Raw genomic sequence first — 19,530 nt, forward strand, 5'->3', positions numbered from 1 at the left:
ACCAGGAGATCCAAGACGTGCCGCCCACCCGGCGCACTGGGCGGATTTGATGGGGGGTGCTGGCGACCTTCTCCGCGGTCATTCAACGCTCGCATTGATGAGCGATCGCCGCATCACAAGCTTCTCATGCGCGCCGGCAGGCAACTAGCCGATACCTCCGGCGAGACGAGCCGATTCCGGCAAGGACTTAAGCCGAAGCATCGCCAGCACGCCGAGAGCTGGACCTGGGGCCAGAAACGCAAACACCCACCGCCATCCAAAGGCATCTGCGATCAATGGGATCAGCCAGATCGTCACGATCGTGAGGATGAACCCAACGGCAAGCTGCAGTGTCAACGCTGTTCCTACATAAGATTGATCGGCAAGCTCGGTGACCATCGCCGAAAACTGCGCAGAGTCGGCCACGACGGTAAAGCCCCACACCAAGCCGACGATGAGCAGCAGCCACGGGGATGAGCCGAACAGCAACCCGATCAGAATGCAGCAGCTCCCGGATACAGCCATCATCAGCGCGGTCGTTCTGGTCCTGCCCCAGCGATCTCCCAGGATACCGCCTACCCAACAGCCCAATGCCCCAACGGCAATGACCGCGAATGTCGCGAAGGCGGCAGCCGAGCCCACAGTCTTCCCTCGAGCTACCAGCGCCTCGGAGAAGAACGGCATGAACCACGCATACATGGCAAACAGCTCCCACATGTGGCCAAAGTAACCGAAGGAAGCCAGCCGGACGCCGCGGTTGGCAAATACGCGCCACACCTGCTTGGGATCGAATGTCGCCGTCGGGAAAGGAGAGGGACCTTCCTTCACTGCGAACTCTGCAATCAAACCACCAATCAGCGTCAAAGCGGAGGTCATGTAGATCACAAAGCGCCAATCCAGCCCACCGAGCCCATTGATAAGATGAGGCGTCGCTTGTCCCAAGACAATCGCACCAACGAGGATGCCGAGCGCGACTCCGCGGCCTCTCCGGAACCATGTGGCCATCAGCTTGAGGGCTGGGGGATACACGCCCGCCAGGAAGAAACCTGTTGCGAAGCGAAGCGCGATTCCGATGTCGCCTGCGCCAGCGAGCTCCAAGAGCCCGTTCGCGGTGGCAGCACCGATCGATCCGCCAAGGACTACATGCTTCGGCGGGACGATGTCGGAGAGATTCAGGAAGCTCGAGACCAGCGCGCCGCATACGAAGCCGAGTTGAACGGCGATGGTCAGCCATGCGGCGGCGTTGGCGGAAAGCGCCCACTCTTGCCGCAGTTGGGGGATCACCGCGGAGGCCGAGAACCACGTTGTCATCGACAAAACCAGAGTCAGTGCGAGCAGCGCCAACATTTGCCAGCGACCGGCACCCTCCTCCTCTGGCCCGTTCGAATTCATCGTCGTGCTCTAACCCGATTGTGTGGATCAGTGGGACTCTTGGGCAGCACCCAGGGCGTTCTTGATGTTATGCATGGCGGTTCCTCGCTATTTGTTGACCGCCGGAGGGCATTCTTACGGGAGCCGTTCCCTTCGAGCGAGAGCCTATCGCAAGCACCGTAGCACCGAAAGTAGCCAAATGGGACATGCTCCACCCGTAGCGCCTGCTGTGCCGGCAGTGCGGATTCATCGGCAGCATCTTCGCTTCGACGCCGGTTGCCTATGTTTGCGAGGGCGCGGACAGAAGGAGCATGCTTGATTTTCCAGTCGGCAGGCTGCGCCTCTGTGCGCAGCCATCCGGTGCGTCGACTCCCGGTGGACAGCAAATTTGCCTGTGTGGCTTCATCATCACCGGACCATGCGATTCCAGGTCAAGTTTTGTCGTGAACGGGGATCACTTCAACGGGGTGATTCACACGTGGTTGCCGCGCGACTGAGCCAGTGACAGACACAGCGCCGGCCGGGGCGCTCCAGGCGCGCAGCGTTTCAGCTGATTTCTTTCCCCGGAGGTTGGCTACAGCTCGACCGGACGATCCACTTGGGATGGCTCTATTGCTTGGACCAACCCGAGGCCGCGACGATCGGCTCCCATAGTTTTGTCTCGGCGGCAATGCGTTCGCTCAACTGAGCCGGGGTCGAAGCCTTGGGCTCGAACACAAGGCCGGCCATGCGCTGCTGCACCTTGGGAGCGGCAAGCGCCTTGCCGAGCACTTGGTTGAGGTGTTCGACTGCAGCTTTGGGGGTGCCGGCCGGCGCGAACATGCCAACCCAGAAGTCGACCTGCATCGGATAGCCCAGTTCAGCGGCCGTGGGCACATCAGGGAGGATGGATGAGCGCCGCTGTCCGACCATCGCGATGACTTTGAGCTTGCCGGCGCGATCGAACTCCAGGAAGTCGCCGAGCGCCGTGATGCCTGCAGTCAGGTGTCCGCCCGCGAGGTCCTGCACCATCGGCACCGAGCCGCGAAATGGCACTGTGGCCAGCGGCACACCCTGACGCTTGGCGAGCGCATCTATCTGGAACTGCGGCTTGCTGCCGGCGGCCGAGACGCCGATGTTTCCCGCCTTGGGATCGGCCTTCGCCGCGGCCAGAAGGCCCGGCAGGTCCTTGATGCCGCTGGCCTGGCTTACCGCCAGAGCACCTGCGTAGTTGGCGACCAGCCCGATCGGCGCGAAGTCGTTTGCGACATTGAAGCCTGGATGGGCGAGCGTCAGCGGGATGATCACCGCCGTGTGGTCGGGCGCGATCATCAGCGTGCGGCCATCGGGCGCAGCACGCTTGAGCGCCTGGGCTGCGAGTTGGCCGCCGGCGCCGGTCTGGTTCTCCACCGTCACCGGCACGCCCAGTTCTTCGCGCATCTGCTCCGCCACCTGGCGCGCCACGACGTCGATGGTGCCGCCGGCCGGAAAGCCCACCAGGATGCGGATCGGCCCGGTGGGAAACGGGTCTGCCGCCCAGGCAGGAGAAGTGGCGGCAGCGATGGCGAGAGCGGTGAGGCCGAGGATCTGACGTCGAATGAGGTTGAAGACTTTCATCGAATACTCCTGATGGGGAATGGAAGGGCGGGTGCCTGAGCGGGTGGCAAACTTCGCAAGAGCTAGGCCGCCAGCAAACATTCGCGCGAGACGCTGCGCGCGTCGATTTCGATCTCGAGTTCCTTGATGGGTGGACGCACCCAGTGCCAGCCCAGTCCGCCGGCCAGAGCGCCGCGCTCGGCGAGTTCACACTGCATGGCGTGGTGCAGGTCGTGAACGGTGTAGAGGCGTGTGTCGGCCACGTCGGCCCAGTCGACGCCCATCAGCGCGAAGCGCGACTCGAGGTCGCCGATGGCGAAGCGCAGCTTGTCGATCAGCGCCTCCGCCGAGGTCTCGCCGAGGCGAACAATGTTGTCGCGGTAGCCGGGGCGGTCCGGGCACTCGGCGGCTCCGGAGGTCACGAAGTCCCGTGTCCTGGCTGACGCCGGTGCACGCAGCGTGTAGCTGAATGCATGGAAGCTGGGCTCGCGCGGAGCATCGACGGCTGGCACCAGATTGCATCGCGCCACGGGATTGATGTCGTCCTTGAAGAGCCCCCACTCGGCCAGCGGTCCGACGTAGGCACGGTTGAAGGCGATGAATCTCGGCTCGTCCATCGGTGCAGGCGAGCGCAGCTCGCAGGCGCACAGCGCCGTCAGCGGGCGCCCCAGAGAGGTCAGGTGGGACCGGATGCGGGCGAAGCCCTCGGCCAGCGCCACCGGCCGCCGAAACCGCGCGCGCTCGATGAGGTGCCCGTCATCAGCGATCACCGCCGCCGAATACTGGAAGCCGCCGGCGAGGTAGTGGTAGTTGCCGGCCGGAAACGCGATGGTCTGGATCATGAGTTTCAACACTTATTAACTACGTATTCGTAGTATTAAATGGCTGGACCCCCACAGTGCATATAGGGATAACCCTAGCGCGATTCAGCCGGCGGGCTATCCGCCGAATCCCAGCATCTTGCGCAACAGCGCTATGAGCTGGTTTCGCTCGGACGCGCTGAGCCGACTCGCAAGGGCATCGCGGTATTCGATCGCCTTGGCCGTGGAGTTCAGCAGCGCCTGCTGGCCTTCGTCTGTGAGGGAGAGGCAGAAGCTGCGCGCATCGACGCTCGATCGCTCGCGGTGAAGCAAGCCCTTTGACACGGTTCGCTGCACCAGATCGCTGCAGGTGTTCAGGTCCAATCCGATGTCCTGTGCCACTTCACTCTGCGATGCGCCGGGGCGCTGGTCGACTGCGACCAGCAACGCAAGTTGGCGTGAAGTCAGTGCGGTGCCGTAAATCTGCGGAAACAGAGCGTCCGCTTCGAAATGTGCCCGGCGCAGGAGATGGGGCAAATGATTCAGCAGCTTGAAGTTTGAATTCGCCATTGCGGAGTGCCGTCAGGTTGAAAGCTTGCCGCGTGCCTACGTGCAGCAAATGATGTCAAGGAAGGAACCCTTCCGCGGCGTGGGCGATTGTGCTTGAAGCGCACCACGGCCGATGACCGATCGCCCCGCCCCCCTCACTCGGCCGCCGGCCGGCTACGCCGATTGGCTGGCCGCGCCACACTTGACGGCGGCGCGAGGTTTCATCGAGTTGCGGCACCAGGTCCGTGGCCGTTGCAAGAGGGCACGACAACAGTTGCGAGTCAACCGGTGCCGGGCGAGGTCCGCGAGCGCACAATGCGCAGCTTGCAACCCGCGGTGATCGCCGTGCCAAGGAGCGCGTCCATGAGCAATGACAGCCGATCCGTTCTTGTTACGGGCGCGAGCGGCGGTATCGGACGCGCCGTCTGCGCCCGGCTGGCGCAATCGGGGCGTGCGCTGGTGCTTGCGGCTCGCGATGAAGGCAGGCTGCTTGCGCTTTGCGATGAGCTGAGGTCGGTTCGCCCAGGCCGCTACGAAGCCATCCCAGTGGAGATGGGTGACGACGTCGCCGTCGCCGCCTTCGGTGAGCGGCTCGTCGACCAGGGTATCGTGCTCGATGGCGTTGTATTGATGCCGCCGCAGATGACTCCGACGAACGATTGCCTGCCGCCCAACGACACCTGGCGCACGCTGTTCCAGCGCAGCTTCATCGGCCCCTTGGGGCTTCTGAAGGCGGTTATCCCTGCGATGAAACCCGAGCCGGCCCAGGGCCAGCGCGTCAAGGTAGTGATCATCTCGGCCGTCACGTCGGTGCAAGCTCTCGGGAACTATGCGACGAGCAACGTTCTGCGCTGTGCCTGGCTGGCCGAGGCCAAGACGCTCGCGTTCGCCTTGGGCGAGCGTGGCATCCACATCAACACCTTGTCACTCGGCGGCACGCTGACGCCCGACTACACAGCCTCGGTGCAACGGCGCGCCGATCGGGCGGGCGTCAGCCTCGCTGAGCGCCTGGCCGACGAGACCTCGAACATTCCGCTGGCCAAATACGGCAGGCCGGAAGAAGTTGCCGTGGTCGTTGAGCAACTGCTCGGTGCATTCTCGGATCACATGACCGGCGCGAACTTGCTGCACGACGGCGGATTCACCCGCGCGTACTGAGGGGAAGCCGAGGACAGGGTCGCCGCAATCCCCGTGGCGGTCGGACGCGGGGCATGAGATAGTGAATCGTTCTGCACTCTCTTGACCCAGCATGCGCTTGCAGCGGAAAACCGTCATCGTCATCGGCCTTGCCGTGTTGACGGTGCTGGTGGTCGTGTGGTGGCAGTGGCCCGTGCGCGTGGAAGTTGCACTGCCCACGCGCGGCCCCGCCATCGAGGCGGTGTATGCCACCGGCACCGTCGAGCCGACCGTGATGGTGCCAGTGGCGCCGCGCGTCGGCGGTCGGCTGGTGGCGATCGACGCTCAAGAAGGCGAGAAGGTCAAACGCGGGCAGATGCTGGCGCGCATCGAGTCGATTGACCTCGATCAGACCGTCGAGGAGATGCGCGCGCGCGAACAGCTGGCGCGGGCCCAGTTCGAGCGCACACGAGTTCTGGTGGCGAAGAGCTTCGTCGCCCCGGCCGAGCTCGACCGCACGCGTAGCGAGCTGCATGCCGCGCAAGCAGCGGCCAGGCGGGCCGAGGCGCAGCGCGACTACAACCAGCTCGTGGCCCCGGCCGACGGCGTGATACTGCGCCGCGATGGCGAAGCCGGCCAGTTCGTGCCTGCCGGCCAAGCGGTGTTCACGCTGGCCTGCTGTGCGCCGTTGCGCGTGACGGCCGAGGTCGACGAAGAAGACATCGCACGCGTCGAAGTGGGCCAGAAGGTCTCGATGCGCAGCGATGCCTTGCCCAACCGCCTGTTCGAAGGCGAGGTGGGCGAGATCACGCCCAAGGGCGACCCGGTCTCGCGCAGTTACCGCGTGCGCATCCGGCTGGCCGACGCACCGGCGGTCGATGCCGGCCCGATGCGCAGCGGCATGACGATGGACGCCAACCTGATCGTGTCGCGGCGTGAAGGCGCACTGCTGGTGCCCAATCGCACGCTGAAGTCGGATGTGGTGTGGGTGTTGGCACAAGGCCGACTGCAGCGGCGCACCGTGGTCAAGGGCGTCGTCGGTGGCGAGCGAACCGAGATCGCGTCCGGGCTCGCGGATGGCGAGATGGTCGTGCTGTCGCCGCCCGATGCGCTGCGCGACGGGCAGCGCGCGCGCGGCGTGCCGGCTCCGGCGGCTCCGGCGGCATCGCGCAGGAATTGATGTGATGACGATCGCCCTCGACGTCGCGCTGGCGCACCTGACGAGCCGCAAGCGGCAAACGCTGGTCTCGCTCACCGGCGTGGTGCTCGGCGTCGCATTCTTTCTCGCCGTGTCGGGGCTGATGCGCGGCTCGGAGACCGACTTCCTCAAGCGTCTGGTCGACAACAGTCCGCACATCACCGTCTACGACGATGTGCGCCAGGGACGCGTGCAACCGGCCGCGCTGAGTTGGCCGGATGGCGCGGTCAGCGTGCGCAACGTGCGACCGCTGCGCGAAACGCGTGGCATCCGCGGCTGGCAGCAACGCCTCGCCATGATCGAGACGCTGCCGGGTGTGAGGGCCACGCCGGTACTTGCCGACGCGGCCGTGCTGACCTTCGCCGGACGCCAGCAGGGGGTCACCTTGTCCGGGGTGGTGCCCGAAAAGATGAAGCATGTGACGACCATCGAGGAGAAGATGCTCGAGGGTTCGCTCGACGCGCTGTCCGCCGATCCCAACGGCGTCGTCATCGGTCGCGGGCTGGTCGACAAGTTCAGCCTGCACCTGGGCAGCACACTGATCGTGCTGGCCGCCGACGGCACCAGCCGGTCCTTGCGCGTGGTGGGCATCTTTCGCACCGGCAACGCCGCCTATGACGAAGCCCAGGCCTTCGTGCTGCTCAAGCGGGCGCAGTCGCTGCTGGGGCGCGAGAACCGCGTCAACCGAGTGATCATCCAACTCACCGACCCCTACACGGCGCAAAGCGTGGCGCAGACCATCGAAGCCGCCACCGGCTACAAGTCCGTGTCGTGGATCGAGGCTTCAGAAGACCTGCTGAGCCTGCTGCTTGTGCGCAACATCATCATGTACAGCGTGGTTTCGGCGATATTGGTGGTCGCCGCATTTGGCATTTACAACACGATCTCGACCATCGTGATGGAGAAGACACGCGACATTGCCATCATGAAATCGATGGGTTTCCATCCGCGCGACCTGCGCCGCATTTTCCTTCTCGAAGGGCTGATCGTCGGAGTCATCGGCAGCGCCTTGGGCGAGTTGCTTGGCCTGGTGCTGATGTATCTGATGGAGCAGATCGAGATCAGGCCGCCCGGGGTGACCGAGGTCGTGCATCTGCCGATGTTCTGGGGCGCCGAACAGTATGTGCTGGCGGCGGCGTTCGCGATGCTGTCGTGCGTCGCGGCCTCGTATCTGCCCGCGCGGCGCGCCGGGCGCGTGCGTCCGGTGGACATCCTGCGGGGTGCGGCGTGAGTGGTGCTCAATCGCCGTCCGGCCCCGTGATTCGCGTCGAACACGTGACGCGCACGCTCGGCGGCGAAGTGCCTGTCACGCTGGTGAACGACGTCAGCCTGCAGATTGAACGCGGCGAATTCGTCTGCGTGATGGGACCGTCGGGTTCCGGCAAGTCCTCGCTGCTGTACTTGCTGGGGCTGCTCGACGCACCCACCCAGGGGCGCGTCTGGATCGACGGCGAAGACACGAGCGGGTTTGATGAGGACCGGCTCACCGATTTTCGGCTGGTGCGGCTGGGCTATGTATTCCAGTTTCACTTCCTGTTGCCCGAATTCAGCGCGCTCGACAACGTGACGCTGCCTATGCGCAAGCTCGGCCGCGTCTCCATCGAAGCGGCCAGGGCGCGCGCCGGCGAGCTCCTGGACAGGATCGGGCTGGAGGGCCAGCACCACAAGCGGCCAAGCCAATTGTCGGGCGGCCAGTGCCAGCGCGTGGCGATCGCCCGCGCGCTAGCGAACGACCCGCTTGTGGTCCTCGCCGACGAGCCAACCGGCAACCTCGATTCGGCCGCCAGCACCAACGTGCGCGACATCCTGCGCAACCTGACTCACGAGTTCAACAAGACCGTGGTCGCCGTCACACACGACGCCGACTTCGCCTCGGCCGCGGACCGGCGAATCGGTATCGTCGACGGCCGCATCGATATGGCGTGGCGGCCGGGATGACCGCACGACGGTCGGTGTGCGCGCCGGCGGGCCCAGGGCGCGAACAGCCGTTCTGGGGAGCTCTGCGTTCATGCTGAGCGGTGTCTATCGCTGGCTGGACGCTCTTGGCCCGTGAGCGGCTGGCCGTCCCATCTTGCTGCTCGGTGACGGGGGCGCCGCCACGTCCGTGTCATTTCTTCGGACTTCAGCGGCGACGTAGGAACTCCGGCTCACCTGGGCAGACTTGCCATTTCAGGTTCCCGCCTGATGTCGCGCCTGAAAAAACGCCGTCATATGGAGCATCGCGAAAATAGGCACGAGGTAGGCTGGGATGAGCAGGAGCGGCAACAGTGCCATCGGGCTGGTCGTAGGCTCCCCGGCGACTCCGACGGCGAGGCTCGCAGTGAGTGCCCCGGTGCCAACGGCCACGACGAGGTCCAATAGCCCGAGCGCATTCCATACCATGAAGGTCTTGCTGGCGGCGAAGCCGGGCCGGTTGATCAGGGCAGCCAGCATCCAAGGCGCGGTCAATCCGATCGCGATGTCGCCAAGTCCTGCGGGCCAGGCAAAGCTGCCCGGCAAGACGCCAGAGGTGTGTAGCGCCAGGAAGACCAGCCCGGCCAGTCTCCACGCCTGGACCGCCATCATGAAGCGAAGGTCAGCCGTCAGAACAAGTTCTCGGAATGAGCGCGAGATCCGATAGCCGGCGAGAAACACGACGATGGGTGCCGTGACGCCGATCAACAATCGCAAGGGCGGCGAGCCGGGGGGCGTGACGAAGGCACCACTGGCGCCCAGCAGCATGACGAGGATGAACCAGGCGGCCAGCACGATTGCGACGACCCGCCTTGTGCCCGGAAGGGCTGGCGGCCTCGACTGAGTGGGTTGCGACAGGACAGCATTTGACATGGCATCTCCTTTGCATAGTAACTTGCACTTTGCAAGTTACTATCAACGTAGCATACTAACTTGCATTTTGCAAGTTACTCGCGCGGACGACGCCGCGACAGATGGAAGCGAAGATGAACAAGCCGGAAGATGGATTTCGAAGATCGGTCTGCCCCGTTGCCAACACGCTCGATCTGGTGGGGGACAAATGGTCGTTGCTCGTCATTCGGGACATGCTCCACGGCAAGCGCACCTTTGGAGAGCTGTTGGACTCGCCTGAGAAGATTCCGACCAACATCCTCGCCGATCGGTTGAAGCGCCTCGAGGCCGCCGGGATCGTCGAGAGCTCGGCATACCAGGAGCGTCCGGTTCGCTATGCGTACGTGCTCAGTGAGAAGGGCACCGCCATGGGAGACGTTCTGCTCGCGTTGGTGCGATGGGGCAAGAGGCACATACCAGGTACGCAGACCTTGAGTCGCCCCACCCGCGCCAAGACGGAGCGCGCGCGCCAGCGGCATCGTTGAAAATCCGCTGGCGCGAGGCCCCAGCGCTCGCGCCTGGCGCCTGGCGCCGGCTCACTGGGATTGATGAACCGGCCAGCACAGCCGGGCGGCCGGATAGCGGCCGTTCGCCAAGGACTCCATCTGGCCGTGAGCCGTCTCAGCATACCGGCCCACGATCGGCCACCGAGACTTGTCCTCCCGACGGAAAGTTCAAGACCTGGGGAGATGCTCGACGACCCGCTGGAGCGGGGCTTCCATGAACAGCAGGCGCTGCGCGAACGCCGGTCGGTGCGCGCAACTGAGTGCGCACCAAAGCTACCGTTCAGACGAGGTCTTCACTAGCGGACCTCGGCTGTCGCAACGCGGGCCCACCTTTCACGGGCCGTTGAGCGCCTGCGGCCCCCGACCGGCCACGAACGTCTGCCGACGCCGAGCGGCCACCAGGGTCACCGCCGCACAACACACCAGGTTGAGCATCGCAATCAGCGAGAAGAACAGGTCGCAGGCGACGAAGGCCCCATAAGCAACAGCCGTCGCATTGGCCACGACCCAGGATCCCCAGGTTAGCAGGGAGATGTCGCGTGCGCCGTCAGCGCTGCGCCAAACCGCCCTCAATTGCGGTACGTAGGTGAATATCCGCGCCGCGTTGGTCAGGATGTAGAGCCAAGCGATCATTGTGTCTGACACGTGGGGCGCCGGAATGGGAAGCAGGGTCATCTTGCGGCGATCAGCGTCGGTATCGAGTTGTAGACGCCGGCAAGGATCATGACGAAGCTTTCGATCCACTGCGGTGGTCGCAGGCGTGTCGATTCACTGGCGAGCCTCCGCATTGAAGAGCCAGGTGTCGAGAAGCGCCGTTCCCTCCGGGCCTACGCGGAGCGCCCGGCCCTTTCCCGTGCGCGAATTGAGCGTGTAGACCCACAGCACCCTTGTGCCGCGCGCTGTTGCGAAGATCGATTCGCCTTCCGACTCGGCAAGTGCAATTTGGTTGCCGAGACCCGCACAGCCTACGCCCGCACGTGAGGCGAATCCGCAGTCGGGGCGCTCGGGTCCGTTCAGAAGCGACGCCACCGAAGGTTGTTCGGTCGGCCAGAATGTGACCTCCTCGAGCCGTTCGCGCACGCAGGCCTGCTCCGCGCCATTCATGACCCCATCGAGCCCGTTGTGGGGAAACTCGTATTTGCGCACCAGCAGCACACCACTTCGGGTCGTCGGATTGACCAGCAGCACGATCCACGACGCACCGGCGTGCTCGCGCAGCAGACTGGCGCGCAATCGTTGGCGGAGCTGCGCGACGAATCGCTCTCGTTCGCCGGACTGGATGGCGCCGCTGTCCATCGCCCGCTCGGCCACTGTCCCGGCATCCAAGGACATCGCGGCCATCGCCTCGAGCTCGACGCGCACGCGCGAATTCAACGCGCTGCGAGTCGAGACCCCATCGGAGGCGCTGGCATCGCTGGCGATCTCGTTCGCATAGAACAAGCCGGTATAGCCGGCTTGCGTCGTGCCTCTGATGGCTTGCTTGAGCGAACGGCATTCGCCATCTGCATGCGCCGTGCCAAAAGCCAACATGCCAGCCACCAAAAACAGAACAATATGCAGCCACCTGGTTGCGACGCATGTCATCGAGACGGCGTAACGTCGATGTTGTACAGCCTTCCAGGACGTGAACGCAAAAACCGCTGCTCCCATGCAAGGTTTCATCGCCGACGCCAGACCTGGCCAAGCCAACCCGATCAAGGGGCCGGCGAACAACAACGCCGGACCGCGGCGGTCTGCAAAACCGAGTAGGGACTTCATCGTGGGCTCTCCTCCTTCAACGGTCTGCGGTGGCTGCCCGTGGAAGGCATGGTCGCGGCGCCTGCGCTGCCCGGCGCACCAACGTTCAATACTGACCGGCGGGCCCTGGCGTCGTTGTGAGATGACTCAAGCAGGCGGCCGCCGGCCAGCCGCGCCTGCGGCAGGCCTTCGCCCCAGTCTGGTACGCGTTAGATCAGGCTCGGGCGCGCACGGCAGGCCGAGTTGGCGCTTCGAAGGCACTGGTCAGCCGGCTGCTGACCGACCTGACCAAGGGCGGCTACGTCGAAGTCTCCGGCGAGCGCATCGCGCTGTCGGAAAGTTGCCACTCCGCTGGTAACTGCGCTACTTTTCGTAGCGCACGACGCCGTCCCAACGGCCACTTATGGCGGCTGGACTTGGGTTGTACGATCGCCAGCGCAGTCATCAAACCCTTAACCGTGGTGCCGGCTGTCTCCAGTCTTCAGGCGTCCGATTGCGCGCCCCTCGGCTCCAAGAGGCGGGGTGCGTGCGCCGTTGGATTGAGACGCCGGGAAGCGCCTCTTCCATGGCGGCCACTACCTCCAGACGAAGCCAGGGTCCGCGCCGTCGCCAGGCACGGGACTATTGCCGAGCGTGCTTCTGCATGTACGCGACGATTGAACTCATCTCCTGTTCAGTCGGCGTGTTGATGCTCTGCCAGCGGCTGTCCATGTGGATGTGCATGCGCTGGGTCACGCTGGACCACTCCTTGGCGGTATGCAGTGAGGGCGCCGGTGCTGCGTGGCACTGAACGCAATAGGTTGAGACCAGCTTGGCGCCCGCGGACTTGGCGTCCGGTAGCGGGCTCGAACCTGGCGGCGGGCCGCTACCCATCATCCCCCCACCCATCATGCCGCCGCCCCACATCCATCCCCTGCCGCGCATGGTCTGCATGCCCTGATACATCTCACGCCATTGCTCTTGCATGAGGCGTTGGCGCTCCTGYGGGTCGGTGGTCTGCTCAATCTTGTTCATCTGCTCTTGCATCCGCTGCGTGTAGTCGCGCATCTGCTGGCTGTATTGGTCGGGCGTTACGCCCTGGGGCGCGGGCCACGATGCACCTCCCCCCATCATTCCGGGTCCCATCGTCGACCATGGATGTCCCATCATCCACGGATACCCCATCCCCCACCGGTCGTGCATCTGTCCCATGTAGGTTTGCATGCTCTGCCAGTGTTGCTGCATCAGCTGCTGGCGGGCGGCCGCGTCGGGCGCGGCCTTGAGCTGGTCCAACTGCTTTTGTAACGTCTCGACTTGCTGCTGCAGCTCGCGCACTTGGGCGTCGGTCGRCGCAGACATTGCGGTTGGAGCCTGCGCCGGCGCCTGGGCGAAAACCACCGCTCCTGCGCTCATGAGGCCAGTGAGCAATGCGGCAAGTGCCGCTCTTTGCAACATCGTCATGGCAGTCACTCCTTGATGGTCAGCTTGACGGCGTCGTCAAGGGGAAGGCAGAGCGTCGTCCCGCCCGCGCCTGACATCTGGCCGACTCGGTCATCCGAACTGGCGGCCGCTGAGCTGAAGATACGCCGCGATATGCGCCGGGAACTGATGCAGGTCAAGGAAGGGCCTTCTCTGGAATGGATTGGCTGCCGACCATTCCAATGGTTGGGAGGGCACCCCTTTCGAACGGATGGCGCTCGTATCCGTGGCGCCAGGGTCCGAAGTCTCCTGCGCTCGGGCAAGGGATTCCCAGTCACTAATTCTCAGCGGCGAGTGAACGCCTCTCCCTACTCCGATTCGAACTTCCTGGCAAGAGACATTTCAAGGTGGCGCGCTGGTTAGACGCGCGACGATACTGGCCGCCCGCTGAAGGAGAGTGCGATGGCCAACAAGAAAGTTCAGCTCAACGACGAACAGTGGAGTGCTCTCCAAGCTCTCGAGAAGGCCAATGCCCGGCGGTATCCAACCGACTCAATCAAAGTCTCGAATCGCCTAAGGTCAAACGGATTTGTGGAAATGGACCGCCAAGGCGGCAAGCTCCTGACAGACCAAGGGCTGCACCGGTTGCAGCAAGGACGCTAAGCGATTTAGTCGTCTTTGTAGGCGACTACGTCCTCTCAATGCGTGGTTTGCCGGTGTCGGCACGGGGCGACGACGGGTCGAAGTCAAGCGGGGCTCAGCCGGACCGACCCATCCGCCGCGGCCAGCAACGGACGCGGTGAAGGTCGGCTTGTGGCCGCGTGCTGAAGTCCACCGGGACAAATCCATCGCTCAGCCGCCACCGTGGAAAACTCGCCACCCCTAGATCCGCTCCCTGGGGATGCCGGTCACGGTCACAGGCGAGGGATCGCGCGTCGCCCGCTTGAAGATCGACGGCGAGACGCCGGTGTGCTCCTTGAAGAAGCGCGAAAAGTTGCCCGGCGCGGAAAAGCCCAGATCCATCGCGACCTCCGTCAGTGCACCACCTTCGGCGACTCGGCGCATGGCTTCCTCGACCCGCACGCCGCTCCAGAACACCTGCGGTGTCGTGTTGAGCTGATCGCGAAACAGGGCAAAGAAGTGCGCGCGCGACAGGCCGACTTTTGCCGCGATCTCATCAATGGTCGTGAGCTCCGACACGTGGTCGCGCATGTGTGCGATGGCGCTGCGAAGCCGGTGGTCGAGCATCACGCCCACACCAGCCACAGGCGCCTCCGCGCCGCCCGTGGTCGATGCCGCAATGGCCGCCTCCAGCAGCCGCTCCACCTCGTCGTCGATAGCCGGGCGCGACTTGTCGGCGGAGATGATCAGATCGAGCACGCGCCAGCACGAGCGGCGCAATGCTGAGCTGATGGGAACGCGCGGGGAGGGAAATCGGAAGTTGCGTCCCGTTGCGTTGCCCAGCGCGTCAAGCCATTGCTTGGAGATCATGAAGACGAGGAAGAGGCAGGAACCGCTGCCCTCCATCACCATGTCGTGCGCCTCGAAGGCGTTGACGCCCAGCGCGAGGTTTTCGCCGTAGGGAACGACCTCGGCGCCCACGTTCGCGACCGCGCGGGTGCCACCGAGCCACAGGGCCAGCTGCGATTCGGAATGGGCGTGCGACACCAGGTTGGCGCGCGATTCGAGAACGATCGCCGTACCAAAAGCTCCCTCGTGCAGCGCATAGGCCTCGGCCATGTATTCCAGTCCCTCAAGGTGGGTCGACGGGTGCAATTGTTCGCCTTCGCGAGGCCTGAAAGGGCCTGAACCCGGGTAAATCCCTAGCACTCCACCAGACTCCCTGATACGTCGCCGGATTCGTCGATAAGCGCCCAAAGCGCTGCGTTTTTAAAGTTGCTCCATCCCCGCGGCACCTTCACCGGAACCGCAAATCCGCAGAGAGAAATCACAGGAGCCAACTGAAATGCGCATCGCCACCTACATCGCCGACGGCACCCGCCGCGTGGGACTTGTTTCCGACGACGGCCTCACCCTCCAACCCCTCGAACTCACGCCGCAGCAAGCAGCCGCGGGTGCCTTGAGCATCATCGAATCCATGGCTGAGGGCGGCGCTGCACCGGTCGCGACCGGCGCTGCCATCAAGGTCGCGGATGTCGCGCTCGACGCGCCGTTGCCCAAGCCCCGTCGCAACCTCTGGTGCGTGGGCCGCAACTACCACGCGCACGCCAAGGAACTCTCGGCATCGGTATTCAAGGACAGCGGCGCGAAGACCGACGAGTGGCCCATCGTCTTCACCAAGGTGCCCGAATGCGTGGTCGGCCCGCACGACGACGTGCTCGTGCCCAGCGCGATCTCGACGCAGATCGACTACGAGGCCGAACTCGCCGTGGTCATCGGCAAGGGTGGCAAAAACATCACGCGCGCTGCCGCCATGGAGCATGTTTTCGGCTACACGGTCGTAAACGATGTGACGGCGCGCGACGTGCAGATTCGCCACGGCCAGTGGGACATGGGCAAGTCCTTCGACACCTTCTGCCCGATGGGCCCGTGGATCGTGACGGCCGACGAGTTCGACGGCACCAAGACACGCGTGCGCTGCTGGGTCAACGGCGAGTTGCGCCAGGACGGCCCGACCGAGAACATGATCTTCGACATCCCGACGCTGATCGAAACCATCTCGCGCGGTATCACCCTGTATCCGGGTGATGTCATCGCTACGGGCACGCCGGCCGGCGTCGGCATGGGCATGTCGCCGCCGCGCTACCTGAAGGCGGGCGACGTGGTGCGCGTCGAGATCGACCGCCTTGGCGCGATCGAGAACAAGTTCGTCTGAAGCGCAGCGCAATGACGACTCGATTCATCAACGAACTGGCCGTCGAGATCGACGGCAACGGCGAAGCGCTGCTGTGCATCCACGGACTCGGCGGCTCGTCGAACACATGGACGCCTTTGCTGGCCGCCCTGTCGGGCTTCAAGGTGATCCGGCCGGATTTGCCCGGCAGCGCACGCTCGGCGCTGCTGGCGGAGCCGCTCTCGATCGAAGGCTATGCCGCAGCGCTTGAAGCCTTGCTCCCTGAGCTGGGCGTCGAATCTGTGCACGTGATGGCCCACTCGCTTGGCACCATCGTTGCGCAGCATCTCGCCGTGCGCAACCCCGGCAAGATCAAGTCGCTGGCCTTGTTCGGTCCGTTGGTTGCGCCACCCGAAGGGGCGCGGCCGAACATCGTGGCGCGTGCGGCGGCAGCGCGTGGCGGCGTGGCGGTCATGCAGGAGATTGCCGACGCCATCGTCAAGGGCGCCACCAGCCAGGAGACGAAGGCCGAGCAGCCCGCAGTGTTGGCACTGGTGCGCGAAAGCGTGATGCGCCAATCACCCGAGGGCTACGCTCAAAGCTGCGAAGCGCTCGCCGCCGCGCAGTCGGCCGAGATCGACCGCATCGAAGTGCCAACGCTGCTCGTGACCGGCGACCAGGATGGCGTTGCGCCACCGGCCAACGTCGCCGCGATGGCGGCGCGCATCAACGGTTCGCGACAGGTGGTCCTTGAAGGCTGCGGCCACTGGACGACCTTTGAGAAGCCGCAACGCTGCATGCAGGAACTCGAACAGTTCCACGCGTCGCTGCGCTGAATTCATTTTCACCTCCACACGTTCATCAACCCATTTCCGGCACCTCGGGCCGGAGGAGACAAGCATGACCCGCATCGCATTCACCAACGTCCGCATCTTCGACGGCACGGGCGAAGACACCTACACCGGCGACGTGCTCGTCGAAGGCAAGCGCATCGTCGAAGTCACCCGCGCACCGAAGCGCGTAAGCACCGACGACGCTCGCGTCATCGACGGCAAGGGCCGCTTCCTGATGCCCGGCATGACCGAGGCGCACACGCATTTCTCGTGGAACGACCAGCCGAGCCTCGCCGCCATCCAGTTCATGCCGCCCGAGGAGCACATGCTGTGGTGCGTGCGCGTGGCCAAGCGCTATCTCGACATGGGTTGGACCTCGGCTATCGGTGCCGCTGCCGCGAAGCCTCGACTGGACGTGGTGCTGCGCAACGCGATCGATGCGGGCGAGTTCCCCGGACCGCGCTACCTCGCGGGCAGCCAGGAGATCACCACCATCGGCGCCCTCGGCGACAACACGCTGCCGCACATGAAGTTCGAGGAACTGAGCTTCGGCAGCGTGTGCAGCGGACCGGAAGAAATCCGCAAGTCGGCCCGCACCTTCATCAAGTACGGCGTAGATCATCTCAAGATCAACTTGTCCGGCGAATACATTGCCGGCCTGCCGGCCGAGATGTCGCCGTTCGCGGAGGATGAGGTCGCGATGCTCGCGCAGGAAGCCAAGCGCTATGGCAAGCGCATGGCCGCGCACGCCCGGTCAAGCGAGTCGGTCAAGCAGTGTGTGCGACATGGCATCGAGATGGTCTACCACGCCAGCTTTGCGGACGAAGAGGCGCTCGACATGCTTGAGGCGGCCAAGGACAAGCACTTCGTCGCCCCCGGCATCGGCTGGCTCATTCGTACGACCTTCAACGCCGCCGAGTACGGCATCACCGAGGCCGTCGCGACGCAAATGGGCTACAAGCGCGAGCTGGAGATTGCCTCGGCATCGCTGCGCAAGATGCATCAGCGCGGCATCCGCATCCTGCCGGGTGGCGACTACGGCTTTGCTTGGATGCCTCACGGCACCAACGCCAACGACCTGCAGTACTTCGTCGACTACATCGGCATGACGCCCAAGGAAGCGCTGCTCGCAGCGACCAAGCTGGGCGGCCAAATCATGCTGCGTCCGGACGAACTGGGGCAGTTGAAGGCGGGCTACCTGGCGGACATCGTGCTGGTGGATGGTGATCCGCTGAAGGACCTGTCAATCCTGACCGATCCGGCGAAGTTCCAGCTCGTGATGAAGGATGGCGTGATCTACAAGGATTGCGCGACCCCCGTGCCTGCGGAGGCTGCGTTGCATCTGGAAGGGGCTGACTTTCCGCTACGTGAGGAAGGCGTCAAGGAAGCGCTTGCTGAAATGCATTGAGCCAAACTACCCAACGGGGGCGGCGGCAACGCCCCCGCTCTTTTCCTTCGACCGCAATGCAAGCGCAAGCTGGCGCTGAAAATCACGCCACGCACGACGGCTTGTGGCCGACTGCCGACAGCGCTGATGACTGACAAAAAATGAAGGCCCGCTGAACTACGCCGGACCTCCCGGCAACGCACCGAGCTGCTGCATGAGGCCCAGCGTATCCATGAGAATTCGAGTGGATTTAACTTTCGCACCCTCGAAGCGGTCGATGACCATACCCGAGACACGGACTGACCTCTGCGTAGGAGGAATTCCCAAGAAGGCGCCCTGATGCGTTCCGTGCCATTCAAAGCGCGTTAGCACGCGGTTGTCTTCTGCCATCTGCTCTTCAACATCCCAGCGCATGTCGGGAAACGCCAGTCGCAGTGCCCCCGCGCCGGCCGTCGCCGGTTCGCGCCGTCCGCGCGGGTTTCAGGCAGCCGGCGGCTGTTTTGCGCGTCGGCCGCCGGCCGCGGGGCGGCTTTCCTCGGATTCGGCCTTGGGCTCGGGGTCTCGCACGCGCGCTTCGAGAAAGTCCAGCAGCGCCCGCAGCGCGGCACTGTTGTGACGGCGCTGCGAATAGGCGGCGTACAGCCAGAGGTCGCGTGGCATGAACTCCTTCAGCACCGGCACCAGCGCGCCGCGTTCGATGTGCGACTGCGCCATCATCGTCGGCACGCAGACCGCGCCGAGTCCGGCCAGCGCGACGCCGATCAGCGCTGCGGCGTCGTTGGCGTCCATGCGGCTGGTCACCGGCACGCTGTAGGGCTGGCCGTCGATCTCGAACGGCAGGTGCGGCGCGCCGCCCGCCAGAGAATAAGTCAGGACGTCGTGCCGGCGCAGGTCGTCGGGCTGCTTCGGCATGCCGCGGCGGACCCAGTAGTCGGGCGTCGCGCACAAGACCAAGTCCATCAACCGCAGGCGCCGCACGATCAGGTTCTCGTCTGGGATGCGGTCCAGCCGCAGGGCGATGTCCACCCCTTCCTCGACCAGGTCGATCACGCGATTGCTCACGTGCAGGCTCACGTGCACCTCCGGATAGATGACCATGAATTCGCCGATCCATCCCGCAAAGCTGCTCTGGCCGAGCCCGTGCGGCGCCGTGACCCGCAGCCGGCCTCGCGGGTGTCCCGCATGTCCCTGCAGTTCGGACTGGGTCAGCTCGATCATCTCGAGCAGCGGCTTGCTGCGCTCGAGCAGGAGGTGGCCCGCGTCGGTCAGGCTGACCGAGCGTGTCGAGCGATTGAGCAGCCGTACGCCGAACCGGGTCTCCAGCAGCGCCACGTACTTGCTGGCGTTGGCCTTGGACATCCCGAGCGAGTGGGCGGCACGGGAGAAGCTGCCGCGCAGGGCGACTTCGCGAAAGGTCTCAAGCAGGTCCTGGCCGTCCATGGC

The 19,530-nt window shown here is 64.6% G+C and carries 19 protein-coding genes and 1 pseudogene; 9 read left to right on the forward strand and 11 right to left on the reverse strand.

Features of this window, described 5'->3' with window-relative positions:
- Window positions 1-144 precede the first annotated feature (144 nt).
- The 4 genes from AC1D2O_RS32375 to AC1D2O_RS32390 all read right to left on the reverse strand — a co-directional run bounded on the left by AC1D2O_RS32375 (window position 145) and on the right by AC1D2O_RS32390 (window position 4,295).
- Complete coding sequence (locus AC1D2O_RS32375) at window positions 145-1,371, reverse strand: MFS transporter (RefSeq protein WP_478158520.1); 1,227 nt, start codon at window positions 1,369-1,371, stop codon at window positions 145-147.
- A 588-nt stretch (window positions 1,372-1,959) separates the two neighbouring features.
- Window positions 1,960-3,027 carry a Bug family tripartite tricarboxylate transporter substrate binding protein gene (locus tag AC1D2O_RS32380; protein WP_478158521.1) on the reverse strand — a complete coding sequence of 356 codons (1,068 nt, stop codon included), beginning with the start codon at window positions 3,025-3,027 and terminating at the stop codon, window positions 1,960-1,962.
- Entirely contained in the window at window positions 3,009-3,767 is a 759-nt protein-coding gene (gene cnbZ / locus AC1D2O_RS32385) for a 2-amino-5-chloromuconate deaminase CnbZ (protein WP_478158539.1), read from the reverse strand. Before cnbZ ends, AC1D2O_RS32380 begins: the two co-directional genes overlap by 19 nt.
- 96 nt (window positions 3,768-3,863) lie before the next feature.
- Window positions 3,864-4,295, reverse strand: a complete 432-nt coding sequence (locus tag AC1D2O_RS32390; RefSeq protein ID WP_478092231.1) for a MarR family winged helix-turn-helix transcriptional regulator — start codon at window positions 4,293-4,295, stop codon at window positions 3,864-3,866.
- 342 nt (window positions 4,296-4,637) lie between these two features.
- On the opposite strand from AC1D2O_RS32390, the gene AC1D2O_RS32395 reads away from it, so the two are divergent.
- The 4 genes from AC1D2O_RS32395 (at window position 4,638) to AC1D2O_RS32410 (ending at window position 8,526) form a co-directional block, all read left to right on the forward strand.
- Window positions 4,638-5,432 (forward strand): SDR family oxidoreductase, encoded by a 795-nt coding sequence (locus tag AC1D2O_RS32395; protein WP_478092229.1) that lies wholly within the window; start codon window positions 4,638-4,640, stop codon window positions 5,430-5,432.
- Between the two features lie 97 nt (window positions 5,433-5,529).
- Window positions 5,530-6,570 carry an efflux RND transporter periplasmic adaptor subunit gene (locus AC1D2O_RS32400; protein ID WP_478158522.1) on the forward strand — a complete coding sequence of 347 codons (1,041 nt, stop codon included), beginning with the start codon at window positions 5,530-5,532 and terminating at the stop codon, window positions 6,568-6,570.
- A 4-nt stretch (window positions 6,571-6,574) separates the two neighbouring features.
- Window positions 6,575-7,819: an ABC transporter permease gene (locus AC1D2O_RS32405; protein ID WP_478158523.1), complete on the forward strand. Its 1,245-nt coding sequence runs from the start codon at window positions 6,575-6,577 to the stop codon at window positions 7,817-7,819.
- A gap of 26 nt (window positions 7,820-7,845) precedes the next feature.
- Window positions 7,846-8,526, forward strand: coding sequence for an ABC transporter ATP-binding protein (locus AC1D2O_RS32410; protein ID WP_478091441.1), 681 nt, complete (start codon window positions 7,846-7,848; stop codon window positions 8,524-8,526).
- A 231-nt stretch (window positions 8,527-8,757) separates the two neighbouring features.
- On the opposite strand, the gene AC1D2O_RS32415 is transcribed toward AC1D2O_RS32410, so the two are convergent.
- A complete protein-coding gene (locus AC1D2O_RS32415) occupies window positions 8,758-9,414 on the reverse strand; it encodes a hypothetical protein (protein ID WP_478158524.1) in 657 nt (218 codons plus the stop codon).
- 113 nt (window positions 9,415-9,527) lie between these two features.
- Here AC1D2O_RS32415 and AC1D2O_RS32420 point away from each other — a divergent pair, with 113 nt between their 5' ends.
- Window positions 9,528-9,917: a winged helix-turn-helix transcriptional regulator gene (locus tag AC1D2O_RS32420; RefSeq protein ID WP_478091439.1), complete on the forward strand. Its 390-nt coding sequence runs from the start codon at window positions 9,528-9,530 to the stop codon at window positions 9,915-9,917.
- Between the two features lie 354 nt (window positions 9,918-10,271).
- On the opposite strand, the gene AC1D2O_RS32425 is transcribed toward AC1D2O_RS32420, so the two are convergent.
- From AC1D2O_RS32425 to AC1D2O_RS32435, 3 genes are all read right to left on the reverse strand, one after another.
- Entirely contained in the window at window positions 10,272-10,613 is a 342-nt protein-coding gene (locus AC1D2O_RS32425) for a hypothetical protein (RefSeq protein WP_478091437.1), read from the reverse strand.
- Window positions 10,614-10,706: 93 nt separating this feature from the next.
- Window positions 10,707-11,696, reverse strand: coding sequence for a hypothetical protein (locus AC1D2O_RS32430; RefSeq protein ID WP_478091436.1), 990 nt, complete (start codon window positions 11,694-11,696; stop codon window positions 10,707-10,709).
- Between the two features lie 600 nt (window positions 11,697-12,296).
- Window positions 12,297-13,115 carry a hypothetical protein gene (locus tag AC1D2O_RS32435; RefSeq protein ID WP_478158525.1) on the reverse strand — a complete coding sequence of 273 codons (819 nt, stop codon included), beginning with the start codon at window positions 13,113-13,115 and terminating at the stop codon, window positions 12,297-12,299.
- A 420-nt stretch (window positions 13,116-13,535) separates the two neighbouring features.
- On the opposite strand from AC1D2O_RS32435, the gene AC1D2O_RS32440 reads away from it, so the two are divergent.
- Window positions 13,536-13,736, forward strand: coding sequence for a hypothetical protein (locus AC1D2O_RS32440; protein ID WP_478158526.1), 201 nt, complete (start codon window positions 13,536-13,538; stop codon window positions 13,734-13,736).
- Between the two features lie 219 nt (window positions 13,737-13,955).
- Here AC1D2O_RS32440 and AC1D2O_RS32445 read toward each other — a convergent pair whose 3' ends face one another.
- Window positions 13,956-14,813: a helix-turn-helix domain-containing protein gene (locus tag AC1D2O_RS32445; protein ID WP_478089439.1), complete on the reverse strand. Its 858-nt coding sequence runs from the start codon at window positions 14,811-14,813 to the stop codon at window positions 13,956-13,958.
- 226 nt (window positions 14,814-15,039) lie between these two features.
- Between AC1D2O_RS32445 and AC1D2O_RS32450 the strand changes: the two genes are divergently transcribed.
- The 3 genes from AC1D2O_RS32450 to AC1D2O_RS32460 all read left to right on the forward strand — a co-directional run bounded on the left by AC1D2O_RS32450 (window position 15,040) and on the right by AC1D2O_RS32460 (window position 18,108).
- Window positions 15,040-15,909, forward strand: a complete 870-nt coding sequence (locus AC1D2O_RS32450) for a fumarylacetoacetate hydrolase family protein (protein WP_478089440.1) — start codon at window positions 15,040-15,042, stop codon at window positions 15,907-15,909.
- 11 nt (window positions 15,910-15,920) lie between these two features.
- The gene (locus AC1D2O_RS32455; RefSeq protein ID WP_478089441.1) at window positions 15,921-16,703 is read left to right on the forward strand and encodes an alpha/beta fold hydrolase; all 783 of its coding nucleotides are present in this window, start codon (window positions 15,921-15,923) and stop codon (window positions 16,701-16,703) included.
- Between the two features lie 64 nt (window positions 16,704-16,767).
- Window positions 16,768-18,108, forward strand: a complete 1,341-nt coding sequence (locus AC1D2O_RS32460) for a metal-dependent hydrolase family protein (protein WP_478158527.1) — start codon at window positions 16,768-16,770, stop codon at window positions 18,106-18,108.
- Between the two features lie 156 nt (window positions 18,109-18,264).
- Here the strand turns inward: AC1D2O_RS32460 and AC1D2O_RS32465 are convergent.
- Together AC1D2O_RS32465 and AC1D2O_RS32470 are read right to left on the reverse strand one after the other, a co-directional pair.
- Window positions 18,265-18,546 (reverse strand): annotated as a pseudogene (locus AC1D2O_RS32465) (ester cyclase); the annotation flags it as partial.
- A 21-nt stretch (window positions 18,547-18,567) separates the two neighbouring features.
- Window positions 18,568-19,527, reverse strand: coding sequence for a LysR family transcriptional regulator (locus AC1D2O_RS32470; protein ID WP_478158528.1), 960 nt, complete (start codon window positions 19,525-19,527; stop codon window positions 18,568-18,570).
- Window positions 19,528-19,530 lie beyond the last annotated feature (3 nt).

Source organism: Variovorax sp. P1_G12, from assembly GCF_056405555.1.

What these genes read in the sequence shown, in the direction of transcription:
- AC1D2O_RS32375 (WP_478158520.1), bottom strand. Translation starts at nt 1,371, where the DNA reads ATGAATTCGAACGGGCCAGAGGAGGAGGGTGCCGGTCGCTGGCAAATG.
- AC1D2O_RS32380 (WP_478158521.1), bottom strand. Translation starts at nt 3,027, where the DNA reads ATGTTTGCTGGCGGCCTAGCTCTTGCGAAGTTTGCCACCCGCTCAGGC.
- cnbZ (WP_478158539.1), bottom strand. Translation starts at nt 3,767, where the DNA reads ATGATCCAGACCATCGCGTTTCCGGCCGGCAACTACCACTACCTCGCC.
- AC1D2O_RS32390 (WP_478092231.1), bottom strand. Translation starts at nt 4,295, where the DNA reads ATGGCGAATTCAAACTTCAAGCTGCTGAATCATTTGCCCCATCTCCTG.
- AC1D2O_RS32395 (WP_478092229.1), top strand. Translation starts at nt 4,638, where the DNA reads ATGAGCAATGACAGCCGATCCGTTCTTGTTACGGGCGCGAGCGGCGGT.
- AC1D2O_RS32405 (WP_478158523.1), top strand. Translation starts at nt 6,575, where the DNA reads ATGACGATCGCCCTCGACGTCGCGCTGGCGCACCTGACGAGCCGCAAG.
- AC1D2O_RS32415 (WP_478158524.1), bottom strand. Translation starts at nt 9,414, where the DNA reads ATGTCAAATGCTGTCCTGTCGCAACCCACTCAGTCGAGGCCGCCAGCC.
- AC1D2O_RS32420 (WP_478091439.1), top strand. Translation starts at nt 9,528, where the DNA reads ATGAACAAGCCGGAAGATGGATTTCGAAGATCGGTCTGCCCCGTTGCC.
- AC1D2O_RS32425 (WP_478091437.1), bottom strand. Translation starts at nt 10,613, where the DNA reads ATGACCCTGCTTCCCATTCCGGCGCCCCACGTGTCAGACACAATGATC.
- AC1D2O_RS32430 (WP_478091436.1), bottom strand. Translation starts at nt 11,696, where the DNA reads ATGAAGTCCCTACTCGGTTTTGCAGACCGCCGCGGTCCGGCGTTGTTG.
- AC1D2O_RS32440 (WP_478158526.1), top strand. Translation starts at nt 13,536, where the DNA reads ATGGCCAACAAGAAAGTTCAGCTCAACGACGAACAGTGGAGTGCTCTC.
- AC1D2O_RS32445 (WP_478089439.1), bottom strand. Translation starts at nt 14,813, where the DNA reads ATGGCCGAGGCCTATGCGCTGCACGAGGGAGCTTTTGGTACGGCGATC.
- AC1D2O_RS32450 (WP_478089440.1), top strand. Translation starts at nt 15,040, where the DNA reads ATGCGCATCGCCACCTACATCGCCGACGGCACCCGCCGCGTGGGACTT.
- AC1D2O_RS32455 (WP_478089441.1), top strand. Translation starts at nt 15,921, where the DNA reads ATGACGACTCGATTCATCAACGAACTGGCCGTCGAGATCGACGGCAAC.
- AC1D2O_RS32460 (WP_478158527.1), top strand. Translation starts at nt 16,768, where the DNA reads ATGACCCGCATCGCATTCACCAACGTCCGCATCTTCGACGGCACGGGC.
- AC1D2O_RS32470 (WP_478158528.1), bottom strand. Translation starts at nt 19,527, where the DNA reads ATGGACGGCCAGGACCTGCTTGAGACCTTTCGCGAAGTCGCCCTGCGC.